At 46.4% G+C, this 16,026-nt stretch carries 16 protein-coding genes and 1 tRNA gene; 14 read left to right on the plus strand and 3 right to left on the minus strand.

Going from position 1 to position 16,026, the window contains the following annotated elements; genetic code table 11:
- Positions 1 to 214: 214 nt before the first annotated feature.
- Genes cydA through cydX form a run of 3 tightly spaced genes read left to right on the plus strand, consistent with a single transcriptional unit; the run spans position 215 to position 3,080 of the window.
- Positions 215 to 1,804, plus strand: a complete 1,590-nt coding sequence (gene cydA / locus OCU35_RS05205) for a cytochrome ubiquinol oxidase subunit I (protein ID WP_017027643.1) — start codon at positions 215 to 217, stop codon at positions 1,802 to 1,804.
- Between the two features lie 15 nt (positions 1,805 to 1,819).
- Positions 1,820 to 2,956, plus strand: a complete 1,137-nt coding sequence (cydB, locus tag OCU35_RS05210) for a cytochrome d ubiquinol oxidase subunit II (protein WP_261825773.1) — start codon at positions 1,820 to 1,822, stop codon at positions 2,954 to 2,956.
- A gap of 13 nt (positions 2,957 to 2,969) precedes the next feature.
- Positions 2,970 to 3,080 (plus strand): cytochrome bd-I oxidase subunit CydX, encoded by a 111-nt coding sequence (gene cydX, locus OCU35_RS05215; RefSeq protein ID WP_017027641.1) that lies wholly within the window; start codon positions 2,970 to 2,972, stop codon positions 3,078 to 3,080.
- Positions 3,081 to 3,650: 570 nt separating this feature from the next.
- Here cydX and OCU35_RS05220 read toward each other — a convergent pair.
- Positions 3,651 to 3,959, minus strand: coding sequence for a hypothetical protein (locus OCU35_RS05220; RefSeq protein ID WP_261825774.1), 309 nt, complete (start codon positions 3,957 to 3,959; stop codon positions 3,651 to 3,653).
- A 259-nt stretch (positions 3,960 to 4,218) separates the two neighbouring features.
- On the opposite strand from OCU35_RS05220, the gene ybgC reads away from it, so the two are divergent.
- The 8 genes from ybgC (at position 4,219) to nadA (ending at position 10,726) form a co-directional block, all read left to right on the plus strand.
- Complete coding sequence (gene ybgC, locus OCU35_RS05225; RefSeq protein WP_065210032.1) at positions 4,219 to 4,629, plus strand: tol-pal system-associated acyl-CoA thioesterase; 411 nt, start codon at positions 4,219 to 4,221, stop codon at positions 4,627 to 4,629.
- Between the two features lies 1 nt (position 4,630).
- A complete protein-coding gene (gene tolQ / locus OCU35_RS05230; RefSeq protein WP_017027639.1) occupies positions 4,631 to 5,314 on the plus strand; it encodes a protein TolQ in 684 nt (227 codons plus the stop codon).
- A 3-nt stretch (positions 5,315 to 5,317) separates the two neighbouring features.
- Positions 5,318 to 5,761 (plus strand): ExbD/TolR family protein, encoded by a 444-nt coding sequence (locus OCU35_RS05235; RefSeq protein WP_017243395.1) that lies wholly within the window; start codon positions 5,318 to 5,320, stop codon positions 5,759 to 5,761.
- A gap of 13 nt (positions 5,762 to 5,774) precedes the next feature.
- Positions 5,775 to 6,806 carry a cell envelope integrity protein TolA gene (gene tolA / locus OCU35_RS05240; RefSeq protein ID WP_017027637.1) on the plus strand — a complete coding sequence of 344 codons (1,032 nt, stop codon included), beginning with the start codon at positions 5,775 to 5,777 and terminating at the stop codon, positions 6,804 to 6,806.
- A 13-nt stretch (positions 6,807 to 6,819) separates the two neighbouring features.
- Positions 6,820 to 8,169 carry a Tol-Pal system beta propeller repeat protein TolB gene (tolB, locus tag OCU35_RS05245; protein WP_017027636.1) on the plus strand — a complete coding sequence of 450 codons (1,350 nt, stop codon included), beginning with the start codon at positions 6,820 to 6,822 and terminating at the stop codon, positions 8,167 to 8,169.
- 35 nt (positions 8,170 to 8,204) lie between these two features.
- A complete protein-coding gene (gene pal, locus OCU35_RS05250) occupies positions 8,205 to 8,753 on the plus strand; it encodes a peptidoglycan-associated lipoprotein Pal (RefSeq protein WP_017027635.1) in 549 nt (182 codons plus the stop codon).
- Between the two features lie 15 nt (positions 8,754 to 8,768).
- Positions 8,769 to 9,548, plus strand: a complete 780-nt coding sequence (gene ybgF / locus OCU35_RS05255; RefSeq protein ID WP_065210031.1) for a tol-pal system protein YbgF — start codon at positions 8,769 to 8,771, stop codon at positions 9,546 to 9,548.
- A 116-nt stretch (positions 9,549 to 9,664) separates the two neighbouring features.
- Positions 9,665 to 10,726 carry a quinolinate synthase NadA gene (gene nadA / locus OCU35_RS05260; protein ID WP_017027633.1) on the plus strand — a complete coding sequence of 354 codons (1,062 nt, stop codon included), beginning with the start codon at positions 9,665 to 9,667 and terminating at the stop codon, positions 10,724 to 10,726.
- 92 nt (positions 10,727 to 10,818) lie between these two features.
- On the opposite strand, the gene OCU35_RS05265 is transcribed toward nadA, so the two are convergent.
- Positions 10,819 to 11,388 carry a UPF0149 family protein gene (locus OCU35_RS05265; RefSeq protein WP_261825775.1) on the minus strand — a complete coding sequence of 190 codons (570 nt, stop codon included), beginning with the start codon at positions 11,386 to 11,388 and terminating at the stop codon, positions 10,819 to 10,821.
- Positions 11,389 to 11,605: 217 nt separating this feature from the next.
- On the opposite strand from OCU35_RS05265, the gene OCU35_RS05270 reads away from it, so the two are divergent.
- From OCU35_RS05270 to gltS, 3 genes are all read left to right on the plus strand, one after another.
- Positions 11,606 to 11,693: transfer RNA gene (locus tag OCU35_RS05270), tRNA-Ser, on the plus strand.
- A gap of 197 nt (positions 11,694 to 11,890) precedes the next feature.
- Positions 11,891 to 12,715 (plus strand): YeeE/YedE family protein, encoded by an 825-nt coding sequence (locus OCU35_RS05275; RefSeq protein ID WP_261825903.1) that lies wholly within the window; start codon positions 11,891 to 11,893, stop codon positions 12,713 to 12,715.
- 294 nt (positions 12,716 to 13,009) lie between these two features.
- A complete protein-coding gene (gene gltS / locus OCU35_RS05280) occupies positions 13,010 to 14,224 on the plus strand; it encodes a sodium/glutamate symporter (RefSeq protein ID WP_017027621.1) in 1,215 nt (404 codons plus the stop codon).
- A gap of 65 nt (positions 14,225 to 14,289) precedes the next feature.
- On the opposite strand, the gene OCU35_RS05285 is transcribed toward gltS, so the two are convergent.
- Positions 14,290 to 15,954 carry an AMP-binding protein gene (locus OCU35_RS05285; RefSeq protein WP_261825776.1) on the minus strand — a complete coding sequence of 555 codons (1,665 nt, stop codon included), beginning with the start codon at positions 15,952 to 15,954 and terminating at the stop codon, positions 14,290 to 14,292.
- Positions 15,955 to 16,026: the final 72 nt, after the last annotated feature.

Below are 16,026 nucleotides of genomic sequence, written 5' to 3' on the forward strand. Positions count from 1 at the left end.
TCAAATCAAGGAAACTTTCTGAAATAAAGCCTTTGAAACCAACAAACTAAACCGATAATATAACCCACAGATATATTAGAGGATGCTTAACAACTGTTTAACCGTTAGTTTTCAGGGAATTAATGATTGATACAGTTAATTAACAGCTCCTGTTAATTTTTAACTTTGCGCTTTAGGTTGAACCAGTGTCTAGGAAGACACCCAAGGAGTTCTTATGATAGATGTCGTTGATCTGTCGCGATTGCAATTCGCGTTGACAGCAATGTACCACTTCCTGTTTGTACCATTAACTTTAGGTCTTGCTTTCTTGCTTGCGATTATGGAATCCGTTTACGTGATGACAGGCAAGCAGATTTATAAAGATATGACCAAGTTCTGGGGTAAGTTATTCGGTATTAACTTTGCTCTAGGTGTCGCTACAGGCCTTACCATGGAGTTCCAGTTCGGAACAAACTGGTCTTACTATTCTCACTATGTAGGCGATATCTTTGGTGCTCCTCTTGCCATTGAAGCCTTGGTAGCCTTTTTCTTAGAATCCACGTTTGTTGGTTTATTCTTCTTTGGTTGGGACAGACTGTCTAAGCGTCAGCACTTGGCGGTAACTTGGCTAGTTGCATTGGGCTCAAACTTCTCTGCACTGTGGATTCTTATCGCAAACGGCTGGATGCAACACCCAGTGGGCGCGGAGTTCAACTTTGAAACCATGCGAATGGAAATGGTGAGCTTCTCTGAAGTAGTGTTTAACCCAGTTGCTCAGGTGAAATTCGTTCACACCGTAGCATCCGGTTATACCACTGGCGCAATGTTCGTTCTTGGTATCAGTTCCTACTACCTATTGAAGGGACGTGACGTTGCTTTTGCCCGCCGTTCATTTGCTATTGCCGCCTCTTTTGGTATGGCAGCAATCCTATCTGTAATCGTTCTTGGCGATGAGTCAGGCTATGAGCTTGGTGACGTACAGAAAGTGAAGCTTGCCGCTATTGAAGCTGAATGGCATACCGAGCCAGCACCTGCAGCCTTCACCGCATTTGGTATTCCAAATCAAGAAACAATGGAAACCGACTACGCGATTAAGATCCCTTATGTCATGGGTATCATCGCAACACGTTCAGTTGATAAGCAAGTGACAGGCCTTCGCGACCTTCGTGAAGAGCACGTCGATCGCATCCGCAACGGTATGTTCGCTTATGACCTTCTTGAAAAGCTGCGCGCAGGTGACAAATCTGACGCGAACATGGCAGCCTTTGATGAGGTGAAAGACGACTTGGGTTATGGCTTGCTGCTTAAGCGTTACACCGACAACGTAGTAGACGCAACAGAAACACAAATCCAAGCGGCGGCTGATGATTCAATCCCTACGGTTTGGCCTCTATTCTGGTCGTTCCGCATCATGGTTGCGTGTGGTTTCATCATGCTGTTTGTCTTTGGTATGGCGTTCTACCAGACCTGTCGTCAGAAGATCGAACAAAAACCTTGGCTACTTAAAGCTGCACTATTCAGCATTCCGCTTCCGTGGATTGCGATTGAAGCAGGTTGGTTCGTTGCCGAGTTTGGTCGTCAGCCATGGGCGGTAGGTGAAATACTTCCAACCCATGTTGCTGCCTCTGCATTGACCATGGGCCAACTATGGGCATCACTGGCCGCTATTTTGGCTCTTTACACTGTGTTCTTGATTGCAGAAGTTTACTTGATGGTGAAATTTGCACGTAAAGGACCGAGCAGCCTGAAAACAGGTCGCTACCACTTTGAACAAGACAACGACGATGAAGCGAAAGCGAAAATCGGTCGTCAAGTTGAAGCATAATAAGGGAGTGTAATTATGTTTGATTACGAAGTTTTAAGATTTATATGGTGGGTGCTGATCGGCGTGCTATTCGTCGGGTTTGCGGTCACTGACGGCTTTGATATGGGTGTATGTGCGGTTGTACCTATCCTAGGTAAAACTGACACCGAACGCCGTGTAATGATCAACTCAATTGCTCCCCACTGGGATGGCAACCAAGTTTGGTTAATTACAGCCGGTGGTGCTCTATTTGCAGCATGGCCTCTAGTGTACGCAACGTCGTTCTCTGGCTTTTATTTTGCGATGATCGTAACTCTCGCTGCATTGTGGCTTCGCCCAATCGGCTTGGACTACCGATCTAAAATAGAAGAGCCAAAATGGCGTAAGACTTGGGATATCTGTATCTCTATCAGTGGCTTTGTGCCACCGGTTATCTTCGGTGTTGCCTTTGGTAACCTGTTGCAGGGTGTACCGTTCCAACTGAATGAGTTCATGATGTCCACCTACCACGGCAGCTTCTTCGGGCTACTGAATCCATTTGCATTGTTATGTGGTCTAGTCAGCTTGTCGATGATACTGCTGCAAGGCGCTACATGGTTGCAGATGAAAACCACAGCTGACGTGCATGTACGTGCTCGTAACCTAGCTCAACTTGCTGGTATTGCTACAGCCGTGCTGTTTGTTCTAGGCGGTTTCTGGGTTCAAGGTATGGACGGCTATGTGATCACAAGTCAAATGGACCACAACGGCGCATCGAACCCTCTTGCAAAAGACGTAGTAGTAGAAGCGGGTGCTTGGATGAAGAACTTTGCTGAGTACCCTGCGTTTTGGCTAGCGCCTGCACTAGGCGTGGCGATGCCACTGTTTGCGCTGCTTGCCTCTCGTGCTGAGAAGGGCGGTTTTGCATTCTTGTTCTCAAGCTTGGGCAATGCTGGCGTAATCTTTACTGCAGGCCTAGCGATGTTCCCGTTCGTTATGCCATCAAGCCTTAACCCGGCACACAGCTTAACGATGTGGGATTCAACCTCTAGTGAACTGACTCTTAACCTTATGACGGCAGTAGCCTTTGTTATGGTTCCAGTAATCCTGGCTTACACCAGTTGGACCTACTACAAGATGTTTGGTCGTCTAGATGACAAGTTCATCGAAGAAAACAAGAATTCACTCTACTAAGAAGGGACAAGATATGTGGTATTTCGCTTGGATTTTGGGTGTGTTGCTAGCTTGTGCTTTCGGCATCATCAATGCTCTATGGCTAGAGCACACAGAAATGATGGATCAAGATAAGCAAGACTAAGCTTAACTGACATCCTAAAAGGCCAGAGTTGATATTCAGCTCTGGCCTTTTTTACGTTCTGTGCAAATGGCAAAGTATGCAATACGTGAAATAGGGCAAATGTCATCCTGAACTCGATTCAGGACCTTAGAGAGTGCCATAGCCGACAATGTACCACCCAAGATCCTAGACAAGTTCTCCGAACTTTCTAGGATGACCCTGACAGCTGATTCCCCCTCAGTCATCCTGAACTCGATTCAGGACCTTAGAGAGTGCCAAAGCCAGCAATGTACGTCCGAAGATCCTAGATAAGCTCTCCGAGCTTTCTAGGATGACCCTGATAGCTGATTCCCCCAAGTCATCCTGAACTCGATTCAGGACCTTAGAGGGTGCCATAGCCAGCAATGTACGCCCGAAGATCCTAGATAAGCTCTCCGAGCTTTCTAGGATGACCCTGAGAGCTGATTACCCCCCAGTCATCCTGAACTTGATTCAGGATCTTAGAGAGTGCCATAGCCATCTAATGTGCTACCCAAGATCCTAGACAAGTTCTCCGAGCTTTCTAGGATGACCCTGAGAGCTGATTCCCCCTCAGTCATCCTGAACTCGATTCAGGATCTTAGAGAGTGCCATAGCCGACAATGTACCACCTAAGATCCTAGACAAGTTCTCCGAACTTTCTAGGATGACGCTGACAGCTGATTCCCCCAAGTCATCCTGAACTCGATTCAGGATCTTAGAGAATGCCATAGCCAACAATGTACCCCCCAAGATCCTAGACAAGTTCTCCGAACTTTCTAGGATGACCCTGAGAGCTGATTCCCCCCAGTCATCCTGAACTTGATTCAGGATCTTAGAGAGTGCCATAGCCAACAATGTACCCCCCAAGATCCTAGACAAGTTCTCCGAACTTTCTAGGATGACCCTGACGGCTGACGGCTGACGGCTGACGGCTGACGGCTGACGGCTGACGGCTGACGGCTGACGGCTAGCAGCTACCCCTAATCCCCCCTTAGAATGTGTCTAAATATTGCGACATTAGTCAAATTTTGGCCACTTAGCTCACGAAAGCCGTGCATCCATCAAAAAAAACGTGTTGCCTAAAAAATAAAAAGTTACATTGTGTATATTACAGGCAAAGAAATCAGGGACCTAGGGCATGTCGTCTACCGATAAAGCGCCGTTCACTTGGCCGATACGAATCTACTACGAAGATACGGATGCGGGTGGTATTGTGTATCACTCCAATTATTTGAAGTACTTCGAACGCGCACGAACTGAAATGCTAAGAAGCATTGGCGTGTCGCAAGAAGTGTTGTTACAAGAGAATCTAGGTTTTGTGGTTCGACATATGGATATCGATTTTTTGCAAGGTGCGAAACTCGACCAAGAATTGACGGTCCAAACACACATTGCTCAATTAAAGCGCGCATCTCTCGATTTTTGTCAGGAGATAGTCAATCTAGAAGGCAGAGTATTGTGCAAAGCTATGGTTAAGGTAGCATGTATCAATACCGCCAATATGAGGCCTCAGGCCATACCCAGTTTCATGATCACGGAGTTATCGTAAAGTGTCCGCAGAAATCAATTTTATTGATCTTATCCTAGAAGCAAGCCTATTAGTTCAGCTGGTGATGCTCACTTTGGTTGGCATGTCGGTGGCCTCATGGGCAATGATCATCAGTCGCAGTAAGGTTATCTCCGAGGCTTATGCTCGTACAGACCGTTTCGAAGACAAATTTTGGTCAGGTAAAGATCTTGGCAAGCTATACCAAGAAGTGAAAGCGCGTAAAGACAGCTTATCAGGCATTGAAGAAATCTTTTACTCAGGCTTTACCGAGTTTGCTCGTCTTCGCCGCACTAACGCAGGTTCACCAGACTTCATTATGGAAGGTACTGGAAGAGCGATGCGTGTGTCAGTGGCACGAGAAGTCGACAACCTAGAAACCAACCTGCCATTTTTGGCAACGGTAGGCTCTATCAGCCCATACATCGGTCTGTTTGGTACGGTATGGGGCATTATGCATGCGTTTATCGCACTAGGTCAGGTAAAGCAAGCTACGCTAGCTATGGTAGCCCCTGGTATTGCAGAGGCCTTGATTGCAACGGCTATGGGTCTATTTGCTGCGATTCCAGCGGTGATGTTCTACAACCGCCTTAGTAACCGCGTTGGCAAGCTTGAGCACTCATACGCCACCTTCTCTGAAGAGTTCCACGCTATCTTGCACCGTCAAGCGATGAGCGAAAGGAACTAATCAATGGCGGGTTATCAACCTAAAAAACGCAAACTCACCGCAGAAATCAACGTAGTTCCTTACATTGATGTCATGCTGGTGTTGCTGATTATCTTTATGGTGACCTCGCCGTTTGTCACACAGGGCGTGGATGTTGAGCTGCCTAAAACGCACAGCGCGACACCTGCATCAGAACTTGCTGGAGACAGCGAAGCTAGCTTTATCATCATCGAGATCACCGCTGACGGCGAATTAGGCCTTAGTGTTAATGATGAAGAAGTACAGCGTGGTATGAGCCTTGACGAGGTGATTGTTCGAGTCAAAGCAGAGCGCGCCATTTCACCTGACGCACCCGTAGCGGTGGGTGGTGACGCTTCAACACCATACGCTGAGGTAGTTCTGGTTCTCGACGAATTAGGCCAAGCAGGTATAGCCAAGGTTGGCTTGCTGACGGACATCAAGGGATAGATTCCAGTAAACGATGAAACAAGATAAAAAGTTCACCAGATCGCTCATCATTTCAGCAGCAGTACACTTGCTTCTGGTGATAGCCTTGATCTGGGGAACTAACTTCAATATGTCGAAACCAGAACCTACACCCAATATGGTGGAGGCGGTGGTTATTGACCCCAATGCTATTCAAAAGCAGGCTCAGCAGATTCGCCAACAGCGTGAGGCTGCCTCAAAGGCTGAGCAAGAGCGTATTCGCAAGTTGAAAGAGCAAAGCAAGCAACTTGAGAAGAATCGCAAAGCCGAAGAAGAGCGCATTCGTCGTCTAGCCCAAGAGAAAGCAGAATCAGAGAAAAAAACACGTGAAGCTGAAAAGCAGCGTCAGTTAAAAGAGAAACAGCGCAAGGAAGAAGAGCAGCGCACTAAGGTTGCCGAAGCTGAGCGTAAGAAAAAAGAACAAGCCACCAAAAAAGCGGAAGCAGAACGAGTAGCTAAAGTAAAAGCGGCGGCAGAAGCAAGTAAGAAAGCGGCGAAGGCAGAGGCGGATAGGGTAGCGAAAGAAAAGGCAGCCAAAGAAGCCACTGAAAAAGCACGTAAAGCGGAACAAGAAAAGCTGGCTCAAGAGAAGGCTGCTAAAGAAGCCGCTGAGAAAGCCAAGAAAGAACAAGCTCGTTTAGCGCAACTTGAGCGTGAACGTAAAGAACAAGAAGCGGCACTGAGCGATATTTTCTCAGGTCTTGAAGCGGAACAGCAAACCAATTCAACCGCGCGTAGCAGAGCCATAACCGATGAAGTCACCCGAATGGGTGAGATCTATAAGCAAATGATTCAGCGAGAATTATTGCTAGATGATTCCTTTAGAGGAAAAGAGTGCCGAGTGAATTTGCGATTGCTTAACACAGGCTCTAACTTCATTGTAAGCGACCTAAGAACTTTGTCTGGAGATTCAGGCCTGTGTCGCGCCGCACAAGTAGCAGTTTCAAAAGTAGGGAGCTTCCCACTGCCAAGCGACAAGGCTGCTATAGATAAATTGAAGAGCATTAACTTAACCGTTGCACCTTAAGAAGGAAAACCTGGTGATTAAACGATTATTTGTAAGTCTATTGATGATGTGCAGTATGGGGCTATCTGTTGCCCATGCCTCACTTGAGTTAGTTATTACAGAAGGCGTCAACTCTGCACGCCCAATTGGGATTGTGCCATTTAAATGGGACGGTCCAGGTAAGCTGCCACACGACGTGTCTGCGGTGATTGCCTCGGATCTTCAGCGTAGTGGCAAGTTCAGCCCTGTTGCGACCAATCAAATGCCACAGACGCCTTATGAAGATAAGGACGTAAACTATTCGGCATGGACATCAATGGGTGTCGATGCGCTGTTAACCGGTACTATTACTGATGCAGGTGACGGCAAGTACAAGGTACAGTACAAGCTTATTGATGTAGTGCGCGGCGCATTAACAGATGGTCAGGCTAAATCGCTACAAGACGGTACCTTGGTACTGTCTAAAGATCATATTTTGTTCAACAAACAAGCGACCGTTCCAGGCCCTCGCTTACGCGAATACGCTCACCGTATCTCAGACTTAGTGTACGAGCAGCTCACTGGCGATCGCGGCGCATTCCTGACGCGTATTGCTTATGTTGTGGTTAACGATAAAGACAAATACCCGTATCAGCTGCGCATTGCCGACTACGATGGCTATAACGAGCGCCTAGTATTGCGTTCTAAGCAGCCGCTAATGTCTCCAGCATGGTCGCCAGACGGAAGAGAGCTTGCTTATGTAAGCTTCCAAAATGGCCAAGCTGAAATTTTCTTAATGAACATCTACACGGGCAAGCGCGAGAAACTGACCTCGTTCCCTCGTCACAATGGTGCACCTCGATTCTCTCCTGATGGAAAGTCAATCGCACTGGTATTGTCAAAGACCGGCGCTCTTCAGGTTTACACCATGGACTTGAAATCACGTAAGTTGAAGCAGATAACTCGTGGTAGATCAAATAATACAGAACCATTTTGGCATCCAGATGGTCAATCTCTTATATTCACCTCTGATAGAGGTGGTAAGCCTCAGATTTATCAAGTAAATTTAGATAACGGGGCATCGAAGAGATTGACTTGGCAGGGTAGCCAAAATTTGGGAGGCCAGATTACTCCTGATGGACGTTTCATGATTATGGTGAATCAGTCTTCTTCAGGTTTCAATTTGGCAAAACAGGATTTGGAGACCGGAGCCGTTCAAGTGTTAACAAAAACACTACTCGACGAGTCTCCGAGCATAGCTCCAAATGGAGGAATGGTGATATACAGCTCAATGTATAATAAAAACAATGTGCTATCGATGGTTTCAATTGATGGACGGTTTAAAGCCAGACTACCAGCAACCAATGGGCGTGTAAGAGCACCCGCCTGGTCACCGTTTTTGTAACGACGTTACTTTTTATACAATAAGGAAAACTTAACATGCAACTTAACAAGGTTTTTAAAGGGCTGCTAATCGCACTACCTGTTCTAGCTGTTACAGCTTGTAGTTCTACTGACGAAGCAACTGACGCTTCTGATGCACAAACTACTAACCAAGAAGCTCAAGCGAACGCAACTGAAACTACAGACACAACTGTTGTTTCTCCAATGACTGAAGAAGAGAAGCTAGCTGAAGAGCGCGAAATGGCTGAAAAAGCACTACGCGAAAACACTACTCTTTACTTCCCATACGATAACTCTACTATCAGCTCTGAGTACGAAGAGATGCTATCTGCGCACGCTCTTTTCCTAAGCGAAAACCCAGACGTTAAAGTAACTATCGAAGGTCACGCTGATGAGCGCGGTACTCCTGAGTACAACATCGCACTAGGCGAGCGTCGTGCTAACGCAGTTTCTAATTACCTTCAAGCATCAGGCGTTCAAGCAGACCAACTTTCTATCGTAAGCTACGGTGAAGAGAAGCCTCTAGAGCTTGGTCAATCTGAAGAAGCGTACGCGAAAAACCGTCGTGCGGTTCTAGTTTACTAATCTTAGGAAGTAAACATGATCAGTAACTACAAGCGAGCAGTTGCGCTTACGTTACTAGCAAGTGCGGCGAGTGTTTCATTCGCCGCACCGGCTCCCGTTTCTGATCTCAACTCTAGCAGTGCGTCGACATCTAAGTCGTCATCCAGCGCTAAAGAAACCGAGACAGAGCGCTTGGAGCGTCTGCTACGAAACAGCAACCGAGTACAAGCCAATTTACAGCAGCAAGTAGACGAGATGTCACTTGATATGAGTGAGTTGCGTGGTGAATTAGAACGTAACAACCACGAAATGCGTCAGCTTATTGATAGACAGCGAGAGTTGTTTATAGAGCTAGACAAGGTTCGTTCTGAACTAGCCAAAGCCAAACAAGCCCCAGCACAGCATGCCGAGTCAGCCCCAGCCGGTAAATATTCTTCAAACCAAGACGAACAAAAAGCGTATCAAAGCGCCGTTGACCTGATCTTGAAGAACAAAGACTATGACGCAGCGACCGTTGCATTGGAGCAGTTTAAGAAAGATTTCCCTGAATCAGTGTACTCGCCTAACGCGAACTACTGGTTAGGACAACTCTACTTTTCGAAGAAGAAAGACGTAGATTCTGCGAAAGCATTTGCTGCTGTCGTTGCCTATAAAGACTCTAACAAACGTGCCGATGCATTGGTTAAGTTAGGGGATATTGCGAGCCGAAATAACAGCACTAGCGCAGCGAAAAAATACTACCAGCAAGCGGTTGATGAATACCCGAATACCTCGTCGGCTAATTCGGCTAAGAAGAAACTGTCTAACTTGAAATAACCTCAATTAATAATCGTTAAGCTCAGCATTTATTTGCTGAGCTTTTTTGCTTTTGGCAAGCACACTCAAAGCAGTGTACAATGCCCGAAGTTAAAGGAAGTTGCCCGAGCATTGCAATGAGCCAAATATTAGAAACAGCACCAACAATTTACCCATTTCCTCCTAAACCAGTACCTCTGAACGAAGATCAGAAGCAGGCGTACAAGGAGAGCATCAAAACCCTTCTTCAAGAGAAAGATGCGGTATTGATTGCCCATTACTACACCGATCCTGAGATCCAAGCCCTAGCCGAAGAAACCGGCGGTTTTGTAGGCGATTCTCTAGAGATGGCTAAGTTTGGTAACCGTCATTCAGCAAAGACTTTGATCATTGCGGGTGTACGCTTTATGGGTGAGTCAGCGAAAATTCTGACCCCAGAGAAAACCATCCTGATGCCAACACTAGAAGCAGAATGTTCTCTAGATTTAGGTTGTCCAGAAGACGCATTCTCTAAGTTCTGTGATGAGCACCCTGACCATACAGTAGTGGTATACGCTAACACCTCTGCGGCGGTTAAAGCACGCGCTGACTGGGTAGTAACATCAAGTATTGCACTAGAGATCGTTGAGCACCTAGACGCTGAAGGCACGCCAATTATTTGGGGCCCAGACCGTCACCTTGGTTCTTACATCGCCAACCAAACAGGCGCAGAAATGCTGCTGTGGAATGGCGAATGTGTGGTTCACGATGAGTTCTCAGCAAAAGCACTAAGAGACATGAAGGCAGTCTATTCAGACGCTGCTATTTTGGTGCACCCTGAGTCTCCTGCAAGTGTTGTCGAGCTAGCTGATGCGGTTGGTTCAACAAGCCAGTTAATCAAAGCCGCAAAAGAGCTCCCTAACAAGCAGCTGATTGTAGCCACCGACAAAGGCATCTTCTTTAAGATGCAGCAGTTGGTGCCAGAGAAAGAGCTTATCGAAGCACCCACAGCAGGTGCAGGTGCAACATGCCGCAGCTGTGCCCATTGCCCTTGGATGGCAATGAATGGTCTTAAAGCGGTTGAATCAGCATTAAAAGAGGGCGGTGCAGAGCACGAGATCTTCGTAGACGAAGCCGTGCGTGTGAAGTCTCTTATCCCGCTAAATCGCATGCTAGATTTTGCAGAGCAGTTAAACATCAAGGTAAAAGGCAACGCCTAACCAAAATGTGACGCTCAAAAAAAAAAAACCTCGGCAATTGCCGAGGTTTTTTATTTCTGACAGCTGATAGCTTGCAGCTGACAGCTAATATTTTATTGCACTTCCGCCAAACTAGCACCGCGCTGCGTCAACCCGCACAGCATCGCAGGCATAGCATTGAAGATCTCAGCAAACTGGTCAAGACCATTCATACCTTCCTCAGAAAGCGTAGCAAGTGAGGTCTCTGGATCATAAAGCATGCTAATTGACAGCAATACACCGCCTAAAAGGGCATTATCTTGGCTATCTTGAGGCATCAGCGTCTGCCAATCATCCTGAGCCAATTGCCAGCCTTGTAGCAAGCCTTCACAGAACTCTTTGGTCGCTTCAGTTACGATCTCTTTATCGCTAAGGTCACATTCCACCGGCCATTGCCATGTGCCTTCAAATAGAGCAGGACGCGCCGCATTCCAAGCATTGATGACTGACTCCAGGTATGACTCTAGCTGCTCACCATCGGTAAACGGAGCGCTCTCTTCGCCACCCCATAGGTAGGCAATCCATTCAGCTGGATCAAGCACGTTCGGTGCAGCCGCCATTGCAGTTATAAATCCAAGGGTTTGATGATAAGGAAGAAGACGATCTTCCAGCTCAGGCTGAGCAATAATTTGTGCTAAATCCAAAATGGCTATCCGTAAAAAAGGTTTTGCATAGTGTAGCAAGCCTTTAAATCCAACTGCACTGCTAAATTGCCCTAAATGCCTCAATTTTCATCGAACTACACAATAATTGTCCAAACAACCGCAAACTAAACAAAAAGCCCTGAATTCTACTTGACCAACCGCCGACAAATCATTAAATTAGCGCCTCGTTGACTGACGCAGTCAACCAATCAAATACGGTGAGTTGGCCGAGTGGCTGAAGGCGCACGCCTGGAAAGTGTGTATACGGCAACGTATCGAGAGTTCGAATCTCTCACTCACCGCCACATTCGAAGAGGTCTGATTTATTAGGCCTTTTTTCGTTTCTGACGCTTCAAAAAACACCTCTCTATTTTATCCTCTCCTCTCTACTATAGTTATCTTAATCAAATCGCCTTCTATAGATATCGGAGCATTCTTGCTATACCTGTCCTTAATACTGATTGGAATACTGGGATACCTAGCTCAGACTACAGGGCTTTGCATGGTGCGCGGTGTTAAAGAAGCTCGTGATGGCAATCCGATGTTTCTCATCGCTATTATCTTTAGTGGCACATTCTCGTGGCTTTCCATTGGCCTTATCTACGTTGTTACTGAACAAAACCTATTTACTACTTATCTCCCTACTTGGCACTTTGCCGTGGGTGGTTTTCTGTTTGGTTTGGGTGCAGCTCTTAATCAAGGGTGTGGGGTGTCTACGATCAGTCGTTTGGCTCGCGGACAACTGGTTATGCTCGCGACCATCGCAGGGTGGATTGTGGCTTGGATTGTTTTTTCTACTTTGATGGTTGATATCAAGCCCAATAGATACGAGATGCCGGTGGCGATGCAATACAGCGCTCTCATTGTTGGCTCGATACTGCTTGGGTTGTTTATATTTCGATTGAATAAAGCGAGTCAAATACTGTGGCTGTCGATGTTGGCTATCGGTTTTATGGCTGGCTGCATTTTTGTCTTCGAACCCCATTGGACGCCAAGTGGTCTGCTTAAAGATGTGAGTTTTTACGTGTGGAATGACGCAGAACATCTTTGGCCAAGCGCAGAGCGATTTATGCTTATAGCATGCTTGGTATTAGGCATGTTAATCGCTGCTATCGCGACTCAGTCGTTTCGTTTACAAACCGCGAAGATGAAGCGTTACTTATGGCATTTGGGCTCAGGCTGTTTAATGGGTTTTGGGGCGGTATTGGCGGGAGGCGGTAATGATACACAACTGCTTGTCGCTCTCCCTGCGCTATCTCCAGCGGGAGTCGTAGCCGTACTGTCTATTATCGTTGGTATTTATACTGGCACTTTGCTTAAACGGTAGGCTGTTGGCAACTGCCGTTTACTCAGTTACAGACAGCCTAGCTACTTTGCTGTCAAACCCATCATCCACGTTTATATGTGAACGCAATTTCCTTTTATATATGAAGCATTGATATTTGCTTAAAATTCGCGCGACTAACCCTAGAGAAATCTCAGTTATATATTCTTCTTTAGTTTCTCTTTTGAGCAATTGATATAGATAAGTTAAGGATTTTCTTGAGGTTTACATTACACTTGTAGCTTATCGTTGTATTTCATATGTCATTGCATTCATTGCCAAGGAACAGATTAATTTATGTCAGAAGTATTAGTACCACCGCTCGTCTCCTTTACCATCGCCATTGCATTGCTGTTTATTGGTAAAGCGATTATTGAGCGCTCAGAGGTATTGAAGAAATATTCCCTACCTGAACCGGTTATCGGCGGGTTTGTGTGTGCGGCAACCGTTGCTGTTCTTTATTATGTCTTTGACATTCAAGTCACGTTTACTTTAGAAGTTCGAGACTTTTTGTTGTTGTACTTCTTTGCAGGCATTGGCCTACAAGCGGACCTGAAAACCCTTATCAAGGGTGGACGACCGCTGTTCATCTTGTTGGTGCTTGCTGGCACCTTTATCGTACTGCAGAACGTTGTTGGTATGTCGGTAGCCACAGCGTTTGGTTTGGATCCGAAGGCAGGCTTGTTGTCTGGCTCGGTTAGTCTGATTGGTGGCGTTGGTACGACTCTCGCTTGGGCGCCAACATTTGTTGAAGAGTACGGCATCAGTAATGCAATGGAGTTAGGCGTAGCTTCAAACACCGTTGGCCTAATCGCAGCCTGTGTTATTGGTGGCCCTATCGCTAACTATCTGCTGAATAAGCACAAGGTGAGCCCGTCAAATTCAGAAGACGTTGCTGTGGGTGCGTTTCAAGACAAACAAGCAACTATAGAACTGAGTCACTACGGTGTGCTACGGGCTTGGTTATTTTTAAATGTCACTTTGATGTTAGGTTACACTATCGGTGAGTCTATTGAAGCGGCTGGCTATAAATTACCGTTATTTGTGAGTTGCCTAATTGCCGGTATTTTGATCGGTAATATAGGAAGGGCTCTTTTCCAGAAACGTCAAACTAAAGAGAAGATCGAAGATGGTCGTAAAGGGCTCGCTATGATCTCTGATATCTGTCTTGGTATGTTCTTAACTATGGCGTTGATGGGGCTTCATATCTGGGATCTAGACGGCATGTTTGGCTACATTTCCGTGATTATGTCAGCTCAAATTCTGCTATCTCTACTATTCACTATCCTAGTGGTTTACTACTTGATGGGCAGAAACTACGACTCGGTGGTTATCTGTTCAGGCTTTGGGGGTATTACCCTTGGCTCTACCGCGACTGCGATTGTGAATATGACCGCGGTAACCAGTCGTTATGGTGCGAGTCCGCAGGCCTTTATCGTGGTGCCATTGGTGTGTGGTTTCTTTATCGATATTGTGAATGCGCTAGTGATCAGCTTCTTCGTAGGTTTGTAAACAGTCAAATGCAGGCCTAGAGAGCTAGGCCTGCGTTCTAGCTGTTAATGACATTTCTTTGGCAATCAGTCGCGCAGCTCTCGGCGCAAAATCTTGCCTACATTGGTTTTTGGTAACTCTTCTCTAAACTCGATGACCTTCGGGATCTTGTAACCGGTTAGATGCTGGCGACAGTGTTTCTTAATATCGTCTACAGAAACCGAGCCGTTAGTGACCACGATAAGCTTAACGCGTTCTCCGGCAACGTCATCAGGCACGCCAACGGCAGCCGCTTCAATGATCTTCGGGTGCAGTGTGGCAACTTCTTCAACTTCTGTTGGGAATACGTTGAAGCCCGACACTAGAATCATGTCTTTCTTGCGATCCTCAATATAGAAAACGCCGTCTTCATCCATGCGACCGATATCGCCGGAGTTTAGCCAGCCATCCTCTGTGAGCACAGCCTTGGTTTCCGCGTCTTGTTTCCAATACCCAGCCATGACTTGGTCACCGCGGATTTGAATCTCACCTACTTGGTTGGTGGGTAAAGGATTTCCGCCATCATCTACGATTCTCATTTCTGTGCTAGGTAGAGGGACTCCGATGGCCGGTACAAATTGCTGCTGAGTATGGACGCCACCGGCAACTACTGGCGAACACTCGGTCAAGCCGTAGCCCTCAATAATTGGCATCCCAGTGATGGCTTGCCATTCATCGGCGATGTGTTTTTGTGTCGCCATGCCGCCAGCAATAGTGAACTCAGCGTTAGAGAAGTCGAGCTCTTTAAATTTTGCATGATTAATTAGGGCTGCGAAGAGGGTATTCAGGCCAAATATCATGGTAAACGGGTACTTACTGAGATCATTAACAAAGGTGTTTAAATCCCTAGGGTTAGTGATCAACAGATTGCTGCCCCCCATATACATCATCAGCATCATGCTCACTGAGTTTGCGAAGATATGGTAAAGCGGCAGGGGTGTGACGGCGTGTTCTTTGTCTTTTGCTGTGCGTGGCCCGAAGTGTCCGAACACCTGCAGCACATTGGCCATCACGTTCTTGTGTGTGAGCATTGCGCCTTTGGCAAGGCCTGTGGTTCCACCAGTATATTGCAAATAAGCAAGGTCGCTTTGCTCAATCTTTGGCGGATTAAAGTCTAGGCGTTTGCCATGGGTTAGTGCTCGTCTCAGTGAAATAGCGCTTGGAAGGTGGTACTTAGGTACCATCTTCTTTACGTATTTCACTACAAAATTAACCAAAGTTCGCTTATGAGGCGCTAATTCATCACCAATGCTGGTAAGAATGACATGCTTTAAGCTAGTGCGACTGATGACTTGCTGCAAGCTGTCACCAAAGTTCGTCACCGCCACTATTATGGTGGCGCCAGAATCTCGCAGTTGATGTTCAAGCTCACGAGGCGTGTAGAGGGGGTTGACGTTTACCACGACCAGCCCTGCTTTGAGTGCACCTAAAATACAAATAGGGTATTGCAGTAGGTTGGGCATCATTAGCGCGATTCTGTCGCCTTTCTTTGCCTTCAATTCTGATTGCAGGTAGGCCGCAAATGCATCACTTTTGTCATTCAGCTGCTGGTAGGTAAGAGAGTGTCCCATATTGACGAATGCGGTGTTGTCAGCAAATTGTTCAAATGGCTTTTTGAACATTTTGTTGATATTGGCATATTGGTCGATATTGATGAATTCTGGTACGTCTTGAGGGTAGGTGTTTAACCAAGGTTTGTTCGATGTTGTCATAGTGCGAATTATTGATGTTGATAAGCTTCTATTTTACCTAACTTCTTGCTCTTTTTTGTTGTTTTACCTCAT

Origin of the sequence: Vibrio breoganii (assembly GCF_024346795.1) — a bacterium.
Taxonomy (GTDB): domain Bacteria; phylum Pseudomonadota; class Gammaproteobacteria; order Enterobacterales; family Vibrionaceae; genus Vibrio; species Vibrio breoganii.

What these genes read in the sequence shown, in the direction of transcription:
- tolA (WP_017027637.1), top strand. Translation starts at nt 5,775, where the DNA reads ATGAAACAAGATAAAAAGTTCACCAGATCGCTCATCATTTCAGCAGCA.
- gltS (WP_017027621.1), top strand. Translation starts at nt 13,010, where the DNA reads ATGTCAGAAGTATTAGTACCACCGCTCGTCTCCTTTACCATCGCCATT.
- OCU35_RS05275 (WP_261825903.1), top strand. Translation starts at nt 11,891, where the DNA reads ATGGTGCGCGGTGTTAAAGAAGCTCGTGATGGCAATCCGATGTTTCTC.
- OCU35_RS05285 (WP_261825776.1), bottom strand. Translation starts at nt 15,954, where the DNA reads ATGACAACATCGAACAAACCTTGGTTAAACACCTACCCTCAAGACGTA.
- nadA (WP_017027633.1), top strand. Translation starts at nt 9,665, where the DNA reads ATGAGCCAAATATTAGAAACAGCACCAACAATTTACCCATTTCCTCCT.
- cydA (WP_017027643.1), top strand. Translation starts at nt 215, where the DNA reads ATGATAGATGTCGTTGATCTGTCGCGATTGCAATTCGCGTTGACAGCA.
- cydB (WP_261825773.1), top strand. Translation starts at nt 1,820, where the DNA reads ATGTTTGATTACGAAGTTTTAAGATTTATATGGTGGGTGCTGATCGGC.
- cydX (WP_017027641.1), top strand. Translation starts at nt 2,970, where the DNA reads ATGTGGTATTTCGCTTGGATTTTGGGTGTGTTGCTAGCTTGTGCTTTC.
- pal (WP_017027635.1), top strand. Translation starts at nt 8,205, where the DNA reads ATGCAACTTAACAAGGTTTTTAAAGGGCTGCTAATCGCACTACCTGTT.
- OCU35_RS05235 (WP_017243395.1), top strand. Translation starts at nt 5,318, where the DNA reads ATGGCGGGTTATCAACCTAAAAAACGCAAACTCACCGCAGAAATCAAC.
- ybgF (WP_065210031.1), top strand. Translation starts at nt 8,769, where the DNA reads ATGATCAGTAACTACAAGCGAGCAGTTGCGCTTACGTTACTAGCAAGT.
- ybgC (WP_065210032.1), top strand. Translation starts at nt 4,219, where the DNA reads ATGTCGTCTACCGATAAAGCGCCGTTCACTTGGCCGATACGAATCTAC.